This is a genomic window from uncultured Porphyromonas sp. (genome assembly GCF_934359325.1).
Taxonomy (GTDB): Bacteria; Bacteroidota; Bacteroidia; order Bacteroidales; family Porphyromonadaceae; genus Porphyromonas_A.
The window spans coordinates 1-14470 of sequence record NZ_CAKRLH010000021.1 but is presented as its reverse complement, the minus strand read 5'-3'; the positions used below and the strand labels follow the sequence as shown (position 1 = coordinate 14470).

Below are 14470 nucleotides of genomic sequence, written 5' to 3'. Positions count from 1 at the left end.
CTTGTCCAGGGTATCATTCATTAGTTTGATGACGTGAAAGTGGTCGAAGACATAGATGGCATCGGGGGCATTTTCGCAGACAGACTGCGAACTCCTCGATTCCGATGCTCTCAACTCCCTTCAAGGACGGTCTTCTGGAGCGTCTCTCAAGGTGCTTTAGGAGACCTTTGCAAAGGTCTTAAAGAGAAAGTACGCACAGTCATCTGACTGTGCGTACTTTTTTACTTCGCCTCGAGGAGCTTCACCAGCTCGAAGAAGTTATAGGAGCGGCAGTATCGCTTCGCTTTATTATAGCGGACATTGACCTCCTGATACGACGACCAGAGCGCCGTAAAGTCATGGACTGGTCTCATATCTCTCCGACCATCCTCGCTGACGAAGGTGGTTTGATTGGTCCCGGAGAGCGGGATGCCACCGAAGTCTGTCACTAACCACAGGACGCCCTCCTCATCGACGTGCGTCGCCAAGGGGCAGGTCGCCCACCACTCCAAGTAGATCCCTACCGTGGGTCGCTCGAAGCCTGAGCTCCCCGTGTAGGCAAGACCGCACTGAGTCATCAGCGGGGTCAGGAACATCCGACTATCCCTCAGGATCTCCTCTCGGTGCCTGTAGATGAGGAACGCATGCTCCAGCCAGAGCGTCCACCCGATCTTCCGGATCTCATCGATCTCCTCCTCGGTCTCATCCGACCGAAACTTCGGGTGAGGCTTGTAGTAATACTCACCGGTCTCATGATTAAGAGCCCAGCGAGTCGGCACCGGCTTCTCGCCCTCTCCCAGCGGCTCGCACGGCAGCACCGTCCCATCCATCAGGGTAATCGAGGTAATGACACTATTCTTCTCTCCCATCGCGTGAGCGTCTTAGACTAAAGTGTGGTATATACATCCAAGAACAAATATACCTCTTTTCCCCACCCATCTCTCCATCCGGAGCCGGGGAGAAGGAGTGAGTGGGGGGGTATCGTACCGGTCGGAGGCTGGCAGGTAGAGTTCGGTGAATTCTAAACCCGGTATTAGTGATCACTAAACCCGATAATAGTGATGACTAATACCGGGTTTAGTCCGGAGGCACAGAGCTGACGCACTTGAGCGGCACATAAGTCTCTCGGCTCATCGCAAAGAGTGGGGAGCAAAATACCCCTCCGGGGTACACCGCAGTTCGTCCGAGCCAGTCGACTCGCCCCATATGATACTGCAACTGGCGAGGGGGGGACACTCAAAGAGGTGCGTTTTCGCATAGCTGTTAAGCTCAAATGCGTCACCCTTGGAGTTTCATCCCATCGGGACTAGAGTTTCATCCCATTGGGACTGGAGTCTCTCCCACAAGAGACTGCCCCGCATGCCTAAGGCTGACTCACTTGAGCTTTACAGTGCCCGCCGGATCCCGTGGGGATCGCCGCCTTTTAGCTATATGAAGGAAGCACCGCCCCGGGTAAGGGACGATGTTTCCTCAGATAACTACAGGTCGAAGATCAGTCGCCGATCATGTAGTGGTGGTAGCCCTGGAGGCGCTGCCAGGCTCCACGAGTGAAGTCGGGCACCTCGACGGGGGCAAAGCCGTGCTCGAGGGAGATCTGGGAGAGCGGGATCAGTGAGCACCACTCGGCCATGTCGTAGACATCCATATCGAGTGGTAGACCATTGCGGAGACAGTAGATGAGACGATAGTCCATGATGAAGTCCATACCGCCGTGTCCGCCGACCTCCTTGGCACGCTTCTCCAGCTCGCGTGTGATGGGGTGCTTGTACTTCTCGTAGAGCTCCTTCTGCATCTCGGGGCTGACCCAGCTGTGGGTGGAGAGGTCGTCTACTGCGGGCATGCCGGCATCCTTCAGATCCGTACCGGCGAGGGCGTAGTGCTCAGCGGGGTACTTGGAGGCGTAGCCCTTGGTGCCGGCGACATTGTACTGACGGCTGTAGGGGCGGTGCGTAGTGACATCGTGGTGGATAAAGATGGTGCGCCCCTTCTCCGTGCGGATCATCGTCATGGTGTGCTGACCATTGGCCACCTTGGCATCCTTGACTCCACGAGCCTTCTCGAGGTAAGCGGGGAGGTTGCGGGGCGTGGCGTCCATGGAGACGAGGACATTCATCTTATCTCCACGGTGGAGATCGAGGATCTGAGCAGCGGGGCCCATGCCGTGGGTCGGGTAGACATCGCCACGGTGCTTGATATTGTAGTCCATACGCCAGTCACCCTCGTAGTAGGGCCAGAAGTCCTCCAGATTGTGGATATAGCCACCCTCGGCATAGAGGATGTCGCCGAGGAGACCCTTATTCTTCATATTGAGGGTAGTCATCTCGAAGAAGTCGTAGACGCAATTCTCGAGCATCATGCAGTGCTTGCGGGTCCGCTCGGAGGTGTCGATGAGGGTCCAGATGTCGTCCAGCGAGAAGGCAGTGGGCACCTCGACAGCGACGTGCTTACCCTGCTCCATAGCGTACTTCGCCATCTCGACGTGGGTCTGCCAATTGGTCACGATATAGATCAGGTCGATATCGGGGCGCTCGACGAGCTTCTTCCACGCATCGTCCGAGCCGTAGTAGAGCTCTGCAGAGTGGCGACCATTCTTAGTGAGGATGGCGTTGCTCTTCTCCGCCCGATCCTGGTGAAGGTCGCAGAGAGCCACGACATCCGTGCCCTCGATGAGCGAGAGGCGGTCGACTGCACCCACGCCGCGCATGCCGAGACCGATGATACCGATCCGGACGGTCTGGAGCTTGGGGGCACGGAAGGCCAGCATATCCTGCTGCCCGGCAGGTCGCTCTGGGACGGTAGTCTGGATCATGGGCGAGCAAGACTTGTCCTGCCCTCCCTTCTTGGCGCAGCAGTCCTGAGCCATCACGGGAGAGATCATAAGGACAGACAGGAGAGCCGCCGCAAGATACTTCATCATTTTCATAAGAACAAAAGGATTAGTGATTAGTTTACCATTTCGCCCCCAAATATACCAAAATAGATTTTGATCGACGGCGTTTCAAGCCACAGTAACCAAGAAAAGTCAGCAGAGAGAAGCTTAGTGTCGGGAAGCAGAAGGGCGAAATTCTTTTTTGATTACATTTGCACCAATAGGAGATACCGGTATAATGACAGACAATCACTACTACTTTTACCTGGATGGAGAGGTGCAGAGAGGCCCAGTGACGGCGGAGGATCTGATCAGAGTCATCACCCCGCAGACCCTGATCTGGTGCGAGGGGATGGAGAGCTGGACAGCTGCGAGTCTGGTCCCCGAGATCCGCTCCCTGCTGACCAGCAATGAGACAGTACCTGGCGGCGCCGAGAGAGTCATCGGCACTCCACCTCCATCCGTCGGGATCGGTGCTGGGTCCGTCACCATACCGGCAAAGCCCAATAACTACCTGGTCTGGTCGATCCTGCTGACGCTCCTCTGCGGCAGCATCCCGGGCATAGTGGGCATCGCACTGGGCATCACCTGCAATCAGCGCTATGCCGAGGGTGACTATAAGGGTGCGGAGCTGGCCTCGTCGATGGCTCGAAACTGCATCCTCGTGAGCGTAGTCCTCGCTGTGATCCTCCTAGGAGTGGTGCTGATGATGTTCGTCTCCTTTGGGAGCGCCCTCCAGACCTTTGCAGAGATGGTCAATAATGGCTGAGGAGCCCGCTTCTCTCAGGAGAGAGGAAGGAATAGAGATAGACAATTTGTTCCTACCTTTGCCCCCTGGACACCGGGCACATACTACAAGACACTCAATAAATGGAGAAGGAGTACTACTATATAGATGAGTATGGGGAGCAATTCGGTCCCTACTCACTGGAGATCTTCCGCCTGCTGCCACTAAGGGGAGAGACCCTCGTGTGGCACACAGGGATGGGTGAGTGGACAGCAGCTGACACGATGGAGGAGCTGAAGGGGTTTCTGCGTAAGGAGAGTCCCGCCCCTGACACCGTCACTCCGGCAAACGACCAGGTAGAGTCGATCCCGACAACAGTGCAGACAAGCCTACCCGGCCGACCTATGCCCAAGAGCTGGATGACGGAGTCGATACTGCTGACGCTCCTCTGCTCGATCATCGGGCTTATCCCCTTCTTCCACGCCATGCAGGTGCGCAATCTGTACCAGAGGGGAGACTTCGAGGGGGCGGAGCGAGAGTCGGCGACGGCGAAGAAGTGGTTTTACATCGCTCTCGCAATCGGCTTGGTGGTAGACACACTCTACCTCCTCTTCTTCAGAGACTACTTTCCCAACACTCTACCATGAGACTACGACAAGAGACACTACTCCTACTCCTACTGACCCTTGCCATGCCAGACACCCACGGACAGTCATACCGAGTCATCTCCAACCCCTCCAGCGCCATCGTCGGGGGAATGGTTACTGTGCCGGGAGGATCCTTCGTCCTGCCCGGGACCGACAAGCCGACCGAGGTGGAGCCCTTCCTGATAGGGACTCATGAGGTGACGCAGCGGGAGTACCACTTCATTATGGGCGAGGATCCCTCCTTCTACTCCAGCCCCGACAAGTCTCGCCTCGCACGATTTGACAGCGAGGGGATCTACCGCAGCGACACCTACAAGAGACCGGTCGAGAGTATTTCCTGGTACGATGCGGTGACCTACTGCAATAAGCTCAGCCTCCACGACAATCTGACGCCCGTCTACACCATCGTCGGCAATACGGTCACGAGAGACTACGAGGCGGACGGGTACCGCCTGCCTACGGAGGCGGAGTGGATGTGGGCAGCCATGGAGGCGGACAAGATCCAGGTGACGGCAAAGTGGTCCGGCGGACCGGGACTGACGATGGCTCGCTACGCCTGGTACAGAACCAATGCCTATGCGGAGTGGAACCCCCTCTACAACCCCGCCGATATGATCCGCCGACCCGAGTACGGCACCCGTAGCGTCGGGACAAAGAGCCCCAATAAGCTGGGGCTGTACGATATGTCCGGCAACGTCTGGGAGTGGTGCGAGGACTGGTACGGCAAGAGGACGCCCGCATACGGCGGACCGGCTGAGGGCATCTACCGCGTCGCCAAGGGCGGATCCTTCCACTCACCCGCGCTCGCCCTACGCTTAGACTACAGGAGGAAGCAACTCCCCGACTGCCCCAGCCGTTTGATCGGTCTCCGGGTCGTCCGCTCCATAGGGACAAATAGCACGACAGACCATGAATAATAACCTAAGGAAGAGCGTATATCTGCTCCTACTCCTCCTACCGACCCTCGCACCGGCACTAGGACAGACACGAGAGATGGCACAGTCACAGATAGATAAGCTAGCAAAGATAGAGACGGACAGCATCTCCTCCTACGCAGACTCCAATACCTATGATGAGGAATACTTCGCCGAGGACGAGCCTGCAACGATCTACTATCCGAAAAATCTGAAGGGCAGGGTCCCCGCAGTGATCGTCGTGCATGGATTCAATTGCAAGCAGAAGTTTCTGCAGAAGATCCCCCAGCACCTCAGTTCGCACGGCTTTATCTGCATTACCTACACTGCTCTCGACCAGAAACGCCCATTCCAGTGGCCTCCCGGGCTAATGGCGGCGTACCAGATCCTCCGAGGTGAGAGCATGAGACCGGACAGCCCTATCTACAATCATGTCGACCTCGATGCGGTGGCACTCGTGGGACACTCCATGGGCGGTGCCGGAGTACTCCACACCGCCATGATGCCCTACCCCAATGGCCTTAGCGGAAAGATCAAGACGGTCGTCGGTCTCAATCCCTACAACGGCGGTCCCCTTGTCGCAAAGGTGGGCGGCGGCGCTAATGACAGCCTCGGAGACGACCTCTCAGAGCTAAAGATCCCGACGATGATACTGACAGGAAGCTACGACATCCTCGCCTTCCCCTGGAAGTCGCTCGCCTTCTACAACAGCCTCCGCGGTCCCGCCAAGCACGCTTTCCTCTCGATCGACCGTATGGACCACGCTGACTGGTACTTCATCCCGAGTGAGCCCAAGTACCCGATCCTCCGGGCCATCGTATACAGCTGGCTCAGGGCATACCTGGCTGACGACCCAGAGTACAGGGACTACTTCGTGGATCGCCCCGGCAGTGCTTTCGACAGGTACCTCAAGCCCCACCTCAGCAACGACCCCAATCCACTTACCAGAGGAGGCGAACCCTTCCCCCCCTACCTACTCTCGGAGGAGGGTGATCCACTTGGAGCAACCAACTAAAAGTGCTACCTTTGCAGTCGCAAATGTCACCCGGACGTACGGGGTGATCATGCGTAAATAGTATTCACCACTCATTTTTGTCACTAGATATGTATCTGGACACAGCAAAGAAGAAAGAAATCTTCGGTGAGTATGGTACGTCAGATCAGGACACCGGCTCCGCAGAGAGCCAGATCGCGCTCTTCACGTACCGCATCTCACACCTCACGGAGCACCTTAAGAAGCACCCGCAGGACTTCAATACCTCACGCTCCATGAAGCTCCTCATCGGTAAGCGCCGCAACCTGCTCGACTATCTGATGCGCAACGACATCGATCGCTATCGCGCCATCATCGAGAAACTGAACATCCGCAGATAATCAATACCACCCGAGTAAAGTGGTGTCACATAGAGGCTAAAGATCAGGTCAAGTAAGATCCAAACCTCAGGGGCTTGCAAGAAGTAAAAAACTTTCTTACCTTTGCAAAGCAATAGCACGAAAGTTTTCGGTCCGTTCGTCTAACGGTTAGGACGCAAGATTCTCATTCTTGAAATAAGGGTTCGATTCCCCTACGGACTACTAATTCTTCCCCAACTTCTTGCAGGGACACACTCTCGAACGGGTGCAGATAGAATAATCCAATCATGGCAAATCATAAGTCAGCACTTAAGAGAATAAGACAAGCCAGCGCACGCCGCACACACAATCGCTACTACGGTAAGACGATGCGTAATGCGGTTCGCGACTTCCGCGCCCTCGATGATGCCACCAAGGCTGAGGAGACCCTCCCGCAGGTTACCTCTCTGATCGATCGTATGGCAGGCAAGGGTCACATCCACAAGAATAAGGCTGCCAACCTGAAGCACTCTCTCGCAGAGAAGCTCAATAGCCTCAAGGGTAATCAGGCTAACGCGTAAAAAAGAAGCCGAAGTCATCGCCCTAAAAACGATCTCGGCCCAAGCTATTTGGTCCGTTCGTCTATCGGTTAGGACGCAAGATTTTCATTCTTGAAAGATGAGTTCGACTCTCATACGGACTACATAGTTTACGAGCTGTCAGTCACCACGACTGACAGCTCTTCTTTTACCCCATACACCGGGCTAGCTCCGCAGAAGAGAGCAAGAGCATATCACGCAGCAATCCCGAGGAAATGAGAGCCTCAGTCGGAGTAGCTCTCACAGATCTCTAATACCGGTAATAGTTTAGCGCCGCTCTTGGTTCCATTTACCTAAGACGAATCCGGGAGACAATTGGTCATATCTCTGCAAATTGGTAATTTTACCCCTAAGAATATACGAGACTTATATCCGACCAATTATGAAATTTACAGTAGGCAGCCAGCAACTAAGCAGCAGGCTATCGATCATCAGCCGAGTGATCCCCTCTGCCGGCAAGACCGGAGGCACCTCAGCGATCATCAACGATGTACACCTTGAGATCAAGGGCGGCATCCTCCGTATGACCGGTACGGACGGCGAGACGCGCCTCACCCTCTCACTCCGCACCCAGACACACGAGGGCGAGGACTACGCCATCTGCATCCGACCGGAACACCTGCTACTGCCGCTTAAGGAGCTCCCGGCACAGGACCTTACCTTCGATATCGACACGGACAATCAGCACATCAATGTCCGCTACAGCAACGGTCACTTCGACTTCGTCGGACAGGACGCCGCCAATTACCCCGATGTGGTGGCTCTGGATGAGCAGTCCACCGTGCTGGATCTGCCTACGGGCGTCTTCAGCAGAGGACTGACCTACACAGACTACGCAGTTTCTGTCGAGGACACCCGTCCTCTCCTGTGCGGCGTCCACATCGACATAAGTCAGGAGCAGATCTCATTTGCCGCTACTGACGGGTATATGATGGCACTGTACAAGAATCGGTCAGTACAGCTTAGCGAGTCCCCCGAGGGCAAGTCATTTACCCTACCGGGCAAGCCGGTATCCCTCATCAAGCTCCTCTTTACCCACCGGAGTCCCGGCACCACCTCGGATGTAGAGGGTGCTGAAGGAGCAACAGAAGAGACCGCTCCGACGCTGGAGGACACGATCCGGGTGACTGTATACGCCAATTACGCCACCTTTGAGCGTGAGGATATGCGACTCCAGTGCCGCCTGCTCGATGGCAAGTACCCCAATTGTGAGAGCGTCATCCCGCAGGACAATGACAAGAGCATTATCGCTGACCGGAGTCAGTTGCTGGCAGCCTTCCGACGCGTCTCCATCTTTGCAAACGATGCGACCAAGCTGATCAACCTGGTTCTGACGCCTAATCAGCTGCAGCTGGATGCAAAGGATCTCGGCTACTCCACCTCGGCGCAGGAGACCCTGCCGGTCAATTACAGCGGGACGGAGAAGTTTGAGATCGCCTTTAGCGCTCTCCACCTAATCAAGATCCTGAGTATCCTACCGGGAGATGACGTCGAGCTCCTGCTTGGTGACCGGGCTCACGCCGCCATCATCACGCCTCAGGAGAGGGACGAGGACGAGACAATCATCGCCGTAGATATGCCGCTGCTGATATGAGTCTGATCGACCAGCTTCCACAGCTACGACTGGAGAGACCACTCGTATTCTTTGATCTCGAGACGACAGGCATCGACCCGGCCAGAGACCGGATCGTGGAGATAGCACTCGTCAAGGTGCTACCGGATGGCAGCGAAGAGTCGCTCTCCACGCGTGTCAATCCTCAGTGTCACATCCTGAAGTCGTCCACGGCAGTCCACGGCATCACAGACGAGGATGTAGCGAATATGCCTACCTTCTCCGAGATCGCCAAGCGGGTGGCAGGATTTATCGAGGGATGTGACCTGGCGGGGTACAATTGCAATCGCTTTGACCTCCCTATGCTCAGCGAGGAGTTTTACCGCTCCGGCGTGCCTGTCGACCTGCACAGCCGTAAGGTGGTTGATGTGCAGGTGATCTTCCACAAGCGGGAGGCACGGACACTCACAGCTGCGCATCAGTTCTACTGCGGCTCCACCTTCGACGGCGCTCACGGCGCTCTGGCGGACACCCAGGCGACCTACAACGTCCTGCGTGGTCAGCTCGCCAAGTACCCCGACCTTCCTAATGACATCAACCAGCTCGATGAGTACACGACTCAGCGCCGGATCGTGGACTTTGCCGGACGCTTCATCTATAACGATCGTGATGAGGTGGAGTTCAATTTCGGGAAGCACAAGGGGCGTCTCGTCTCGGATGTACTGAAAAGGGAGCCGGGATACTTCTCCTGGATGATGAATAGCGACTTCCCGGAGGACACGAAGTTTCAGCTACAGAAGATCAAGAAAGCGATCGACCTCAAGAGCGATAGTCCCGACCATGTCTAACCTGAGTGGCAAGCACATTGTCCTGGGGGTCACCGGCAGTATAGCAGCCTACAAGGCTGCTCCTCTGATCCGACTTCTGATCAAGGCGGGAGCAGAGGTGCAAGTGGTGATGACGGAGGCTGCGAGGGAGTTCATCACCCCCCTCACCCTCTCCACACTCTCAGGTCGTCCGGTATTGTGCGACTTCTTTGACCGAACGGATGGATCCTGGCACAGTCATGTAGAGCTTGGACTCTGGGCGGACCTCTTCCTCGTGGCACCGGCCACCGCCTCCACGATGGCGAAGATGGCGTACGGCATAGCCGACAACCTCCTCGTCACCTGTTACCTGGCGACTCGAGGACGGGTCTACGTCGCCCCAGCCATGGATCTCGATATGTACAGCCACCCATCGACAGTCGCATCAGCCACACGTCTCCGGGAGATGGGCGCCACAATACTTGAGGCCGCTGAGGGGGAGCTCGCCAGCCATCTGATCGGTAAGGGACGACTGCCGGAGCCGGAGGAGATCGTCCGGAGACTGGAGACGGATCTGGAGGACGAAACTCAGACAGACCAGCCCCTCGCCGGGAAGCACCTCCTGATCACGTCCGGTCCGACGTACGAGCGGATCGATCCGGTCCGCTTTATCGGCAACTACTCCTCCGGACGGATGGGGAAGGCTCTCGCAGAGCAGGCACTTCGTCTCGGCGCAAGGGTCACCTTCGTCACCGGACCCGCTCAGATCCTCCCCTCACCCAATCCGAGACTGGAGCAGATCAGGGTAGAGTGCGCCGAGGAGATGCTTCAGGCATGTCTCGGAGTGACCTCGTACGATGTGGGGATCTTCTGCGCAGCTGTGGCAGACTATAGGGTGGCGAGTCCCGAGATGCAGAAGGTCAAGAGGGAACACCGCCCTACTATGACGCTAGATCTGGTGACCAATCCCGACATTGCGGCGCTTATGGGTGAGCGAAAGGAGCGAGGACAGATTCACATAGGATTTGCCCTCGAGACCCACCTTGACCTCGACCAAGTAAGGGATAAGATGAAGCGGAAAAACTTTGACCTCATCGTTGCCAATACCCTCGAGGACGACGGTGCAGGATTTGGGACCGAGACCAATAGGGTCACCCTCCTGAGCAGAGATGGCACGATCGATCAGACTCTGCCGCTGATGAAGAAGGAGGAAGTAGCACTTGAGATCCTCAGGTCACTTCCTCAGCTTTTCTGACCCCCATTATGCGCCTCACACGTCTGCACCTTCTTCTCCTTACCCTAACACTACTCGCTATGCCACTGACCGCTCAGCAGCTGGTTCAGACTCGCGTGGAGGTGGATGCGTCGGCACTCAGTGCAACGGGAGCAAAGGAGGTCGAGGGACTCCGAGAGCGCATCCGGAAGTTTGGCGACGGCTTCAGCCCCGATGTCAGGCTCAGCATGACGCCAAAGGAGCCGATGCAGGTGTCTCTATATATCCGGCTGACCTCGGGATCAGGACAGCACTTCACGGGAGACCTCACACTGACAGCCTACAGACCGATCTACGGAAGTGAGCAAGAGAGCCCGCTCTGCATCGTGATGGAGCGGGACGTGCCTATTCATTACAGTGAGGCGCGGAGCTTCTACCCTCTCCGGGGGGCGATCCCCGAGAGCATCTTGGGGCGTCGTCTGTACTATTATCTATCGGTGGCGATGCTTCTCTACTACGACTCCTTTGACACACTGGGTGGGCAACCCTTCCTGGATCATCTCCTGCCGAGGTCGGAGGAGCTCAGCGATGCCTGGAGAGAGGTGGGCGACTTGCGCACTGCGCCCCTCAGCCCGGAGCGGCTACTTCCCGAGCTGCGGGGGAGAGAGGGGACGGAGGCGAGGGAGCTCTACTGTCTCTACCACAGGGAGGTACTGGACGAGCCTATGGAGTCGAGAGGGCGAGAGAGCCTGAAGTACTGGCTGGTGGAGATGGATAAGCTGCGCCTCTCCATGCAGATCCCGAGACTGATACAGATGATCGGCGAGACCAAGGCGGGAGAGCTGAAGCAGTGGAGTAATGATCCGGAGGTTAGAGCCCAGGTAGAGGAACTTATCCCATGGATCAGAGAGTAATAGAGCAAGGGAATGATCACACATCTCCATATCAAGGATTTTATCCTCATAGACTTACTGGAGTGGGATCTCCGGGAGGGATTCACCTCCATCACCGGAGAGACCGGCGCAGGTAAGTCGATCATCATCGGCGCCATAGAGCTGATCCTCGGCGGGAGAGCAGATATCCGCAAGATGCTCCGCCCCACAGCCTCTAAGGCAGTCGTGGAGGCGACTTTTCTTCTGGAGGAAAAGATAGGACTAAGACCGGTATTTGAGCAGAATGACCTCGACTACAGCCCCACCTGCATCCTGAGGAGAGAGATCCTGAGTAGCGGGAAGAGCAGAGCTTTTGTCAATGACACACCTGTCTCTGCAGCCCTGCTCAAGGAGATCGGAGACCATCTCGTCGACATCCACTCCCAGCACCACAATAGACTGATCGGCGATCCGGACTTCCAGCGATCAGTCATAGACATGCTCTCAGACAATAGCAGCCTAAGGGAGAGCTACACCGAGAGCTATACTCATTACCGTGACCTCTCTGCCCAGCTCGCTGCAGAGCAGGAGAGAGTGCGCAAGGAGAGAGAGGAGGAGGACTACATCACCTTCCAGTACAAGCAGCTGGACTCCGCACATATTACTATGGGAGAGGAGGCGGAGCTTCGGGAGCGACTGGCTATGGCAGAGCATGCGACGGAGATCTCTCAGCTGATGCAGGAGCTTGCCGGTCTCGACGCCTATAGTCGAGACGATGATACATCGGTGCTCTCGAGGATCCACACTCTGGCACACGACTGCAAAGGGCTGACTGATACTCTCCCCGCTGCCGGCGAGTATGGTGAGCGGCTCGAGGCGGTCTACATCGAGCTAAAGGATATCAGCAACAGCGCTGCCCGAAGACTTGATGAGATCGAGATCGACCCGCAGGAGCTGGCTCAGCTCCAGGACCGGATGAATCAACTGCAATCGCTCATCTACAAGCACAACGTATCGGATGGCGACGAACTGATCCAGCTAAGGGATCAGTATAAGGAGCAGCTGGACTCCATCACCTCCGGAGAGGATCGCATAGGTGAGCTGAAGCAGAAGGTGGAGAAGGCTCGCCTGGCCGCCACCGACCTTGCGGAGCAATTGACTAAGACCAGAGAGCAGGGGATCAAGTCCTTTGTCCCCTCTCTCATGGAGGGCATAGACGAGCTGGGGATCAAAGGAGCGTCATTTAAGGTCAGCATGACCAAAACAAAGGAGCTGACCGCCACCGGTCAGGATGAGATCCAGTTTCTCATAGCGACCAATAAGCAGACCACCCTACTCCCCATCAACGAGATCGCCTCCGGAGGAGAGATCTCCAGGATAATGCTCGCCCTTAAGGCGATCATCGCTGAGCATCAGATCCTCCCGACCATCATTTTTGATGAGATAGACACAGGTGTCAGCGGACGTGCAGCAGACCAATTGGGACGCATCATGAAGCGCCTCAGCCGCCATCTGCAAGTTCTTTCCATCACACACCTACCGCAGATAGCCGCGCAGGCTGATCAGCAAGTGATCGTCGTCAAGGAGGAAGGCAAGGAGAGCTACAATACCTCACTTCGTCCGGTGGAGGGAGAGGATAGAGTCCGAGCGATAGCCACAATGCTGAGCGGCTCGACTCAGACGGAAGCGGCACTCGATAATGCAAGAGAACTACTCAACAATCATAAACCTTAAATACACCAATAAACTATCATGTCTAAAAAAGCTATCACTACCGAAAAAGCGCCTGCAGCCATTGGTCCCTACTCTCAGGCAATCCAGACAGGCGACCTACTCTTCATCTCCGGTCAGCTGGGACTCAATCCAGAGACCGGCAAGCTGGCCGGTGACACAGTCGAGGAGCAGTGCCGTCAGTCCTTTGCCAACATCAAGGCAATCCTTGCCGAGGCAGGCATGACGATGGACAACGTCGTGAAGTGCATCGTCTATCTGACCAATATGGGAGACTTTGCCTCAGTGAATAAGATCTATGCAGAGCAATTCTCTGCCCCCTTCCCTGCACGTTGCGCCTTCGCCGTAAGTGCACTCCCCGCCGGTGGAGTAATCGAGATCGAGGTTACAGCAGCCAAGTAACAGCAGACGTCATCCGGATCAGCGAGCGTAGACGATCTCCTGTCTGCGCTCGCTGAGCGTTCACAGTCAGCCGACACGTACACAATGTCCTGCCGCCAAAGAAAAAGTACCTTTGCGGTAAGAAATCATAGAATAAGAGTATAGAGTGCTGGACTTCCTCATCAATTACGGCTACATCGGCGTCTTCATCGCCGCGTTTCTCGCTGCTACCGTACTTCCATTCAGCTCGGAAGTAGTTTTTGCCGGCGTCCTCGCCAGCGGCGCTACTTATTGGCAACTTATCATTGCTGCGACAATCGGGAATAGTCTTGGAGGGATGACCTGTTATTGGCTCGGATCTCTCGGTAAGTTGGAGTGGCTGGAGAAGTATTTCAAGATGAAAGAGGAGCAGATCCAGAAGTGGGTGACCAAGATCCATGGGCGTGGCTCCTGGGTCTCTATATTCGTGGCACTACCCGGGGTCGGGGACTTCATCGCCGTGGCGATGGGCTACCTGCGAGACAATGCATGGGGCGTCCTATTCTGGATGACTCTCGGGAAGTTTATCCGCTACGTGGTGGTCGGAGAGGCGACTAAGGCAGCCCTCAGCGCTCTCTGAGAGGAGCCATCCTCACAACGCCCGCAGACCAAAACACATCGACCACCGAGACGATCCGGACGAGACAGACCCCATCTACACCTCGGTCAGTAGGCTTTGACAAGTGGGACGGGGTGAAGTGCAGCAAAGGTACTACCCCGAAGAGAGTGATTGTCCCGTAGGGTCTCGTAAAGTATATTAGCTGCAAAAAGAATCAACTATACTTATGTCAGACAGACTGCACACGATA

General features: G+C 56.0%; 16 protein-coding genes and 2 tRNA genes. 15 read left to right on the top strand and 3 right to left on the bottom strand.

The window, feature by feature from the left end; translation table 11 throughout:
- From Q0F21_RS07820 to Q0F21_RS01910, 3 genes are all read right to left on the bottom strand, one after another.
- Nucleotides 1–114 (bottom strand): transposase (locus Q0F21_RS07820; RefSeq protein ID WP_363282414.1); only part of this gene is annotated, 114 nt, incomplete at its 3' end.
- 107 nt (nucleotides 115–221) lie between these two features.
- Nucleotides 222–848, bottom strand: coding sequence for a hypothetical protein (locus tag Q0F21_RS01915; RefSeq protein WP_297236864.1), 627 nt, complete (start codon nucleotides 846–848; stop codon nucleotides 222–224).
- A gap of 623 nt (nucleotides 849–1471) precedes the next feature.
- Complete coding sequence (locus Q0F21_RS01910) at nucleotides 1472–2842, bottom strand: Gfo/Idh/MocA family oxidoreductase (protein WP_297236868.1); 1371 nt, start codon at nucleotides 2840–2842, stop codon at nucleotides 1472–1474.
- A 244-nt stretch (nucleotides 2843–3086) separates the two neighbouring features.
- Here Q0F21_RS01910 and Q0F21_RS01905 point away from each other — a divergent pair, with 244 nt between their 5' ends.
- The 15 genes from Q0F21_RS01905 to Q0F21_RS01835 all read left to right on the top strand — a co-directional run bounded on the left by Q0F21_RS01905 (nucleotide 3087) and on the right by Q0F21_RS01835 (nucleotide 14241).
- Nucleotides 3087–3617 (top strand): CD225/dispanin family protein, encoded by a 531-nt coding sequence (locus tag Q0F21_RS01905; protein WP_297236862.1) that lies wholly within the window; start codon nucleotides 3087–3089, stop codon nucleotides 3615–3617.
- 101 nt (nucleotides 3618–3718) lie between these two features.
- Nucleotides 3719–4222, top strand: coding sequence for a CD225/dispanin family protein (locus Q0F21_RS01900; protein ID WP_297236860.1), 504 nt, complete (start codon nucleotides 3719–3721; stop codon nucleotides 4220–4222).
- Nucleotides 4219–5139, top strand: a complete 921-nt coding sequence (locus Q0F21_RS01895; RefSeq protein ID WP_297236858.1) for an SUMF1/EgtB/PvdO family nonheme iron enzyme — start codon at nucleotides 4219–4221, stop codon at nucleotides 5137–5139. Before Q0F21_RS01900 ends, Q0F21_RS01895 begins: the two co-directional genes overlap by 4 nt.
- Nucleotides 5132–6151, top strand: coding sequence for a hypothetical protein (locus Q0F21_RS01890; protein WP_297236856.1), 1020 nt, complete (start codon nucleotides 5132–5134; stop codon nucleotides 6149–6151). Before Q0F21_RS01895 ends, Q0F21_RS01890 begins: the two co-directional genes overlap by 8 nt.
- Nucleotides 6152–6240: 89 nt before the next feature.
- On the top strand, nucleotides 6241–6510 hold the full coding sequence (gene rpsO / locus Q0F21_RS01885; protein WP_297236854.1) for a 30S ribosomal protein S15: 270 nt from the start codon (nucleotides 6241–6243) through the stop codon (nucleotides 6508–6510).
- Nucleotides 6511–6639: 129 nt separating this feature from the next.
- Nucleotides 6640–6711 (top strand) — tRNA-Glu (locus tag Q0F21_RS01880).
- 65 nt (nucleotides 6712–6776) lie between these two features.
- Nucleotides 6777–7049, top strand: a complete 273-nt coding sequence (gene rpsT, locus Q0F21_RS01875; RefSeq protein ID WP_297236852.1) for a 30S ribosomal protein S20 — start codon at nucleotides 6777–6779, stop codon at nucleotides 7047–7049.
- A 50-nt stretch (nucleotides 7050–7099) separates the two neighbouring features.
- Nucleotides 7100–7171, top strand: a tRNA-Glu gene (locus Q0F21_RS01870).
- A 278-nt stretch (nucleotides 7172–7449) separates the two neighbouring features.
- Nucleotides 7450–8661 carry a DNA polymerase III subunit beta gene (gene dnaN / locus Q0F21_RS01865; RefSeq protein ID WP_297236850.1) on the top strand — a complete coding sequence of 404 codons (1212 nt, stop codon included), beginning with the start codon at nucleotides 7450–7452 and terminating at the stop codon, nucleotides 8659–8661.
- Complete coding sequence (locus Q0F21_RS01860) at nucleotides 8658–9467, top strand: 3'-5' exonuclease (RefSeq protein WP_297236848.1); 810 nt, start codon at nucleotides 8658–8660, stop codon at nucleotides 9465–9467. The genes dnaN and Q0F21_RS01860 overlap by 4 nt, the downstream gene beginning before the upstream one ends.
- On the top strand, nucleotides 9460–10680 hold the full coding sequence (gene coaBC / locus Q0F21_RS01855; protein WP_297236847.1) for a bifunctional phosphopantothenoylcysteine decarboxylase/phosphopantothenate--cysteine ligase CoaBC: 1221 nt from the start codon (nucleotides 9460–9462) through the stop codon (nucleotides 10678–10680). The genes Q0F21_RS01860 and coaBC overlap by 8 nt, the downstream gene beginning before the upstream one ends.
- Nucleotides 10681–10688: 8 nt before the next feature.
- Nucleotides 10689–11552 (top strand): DUF4835 family protein, encoded by an 864-nt coding sequence (locus tag Q0F21_RS01850; protein ID WP_297236845.1) that lies wholly within the window; start codon nucleotides 10689–10691, stop codon nucleotides 11550–11552.
- A gap of 12 nt (nucleotides 11553–11564) precedes the next feature.
- Nucleotides 11565–13244 carry a DNA repair protein RecN gene (gene recN / locus Q0F21_RS01845; RefSeq protein ID WP_297236843.1) on the top strand — a complete coding sequence of 560 codons (1680 nt, stop codon included), beginning with the start codon at nucleotides 11565–11567 and terminating at the stop codon, nucleotides 13242–13244.
- Nucleotides 13245–13262: 18 nt separating this feature from the next.
- Complete coding sequence (locus Q0F21_RS01840) at nucleotides 13263–13643, top strand: RidA family protein (RefSeq protein WP_297236841.1); 381 nt, start codon at nucleotides 13263–13265, stop codon at nucleotides 13641–13643.
- Between the two features lie 148 nt (nucleotides 13644–13791).
- Complete coding sequence (locus Q0F21_RS01835; RefSeq protein WP_297236866.1) at nucleotides 13792–14241, top strand: YqaA family protein; 450 nt, start codon at nucleotides 13792–13794, stop codon at nucleotides 14239–14241.
- The last annotated feature ends 229 nt before the right edge of the window (nucleotides 14242–14470 follow it).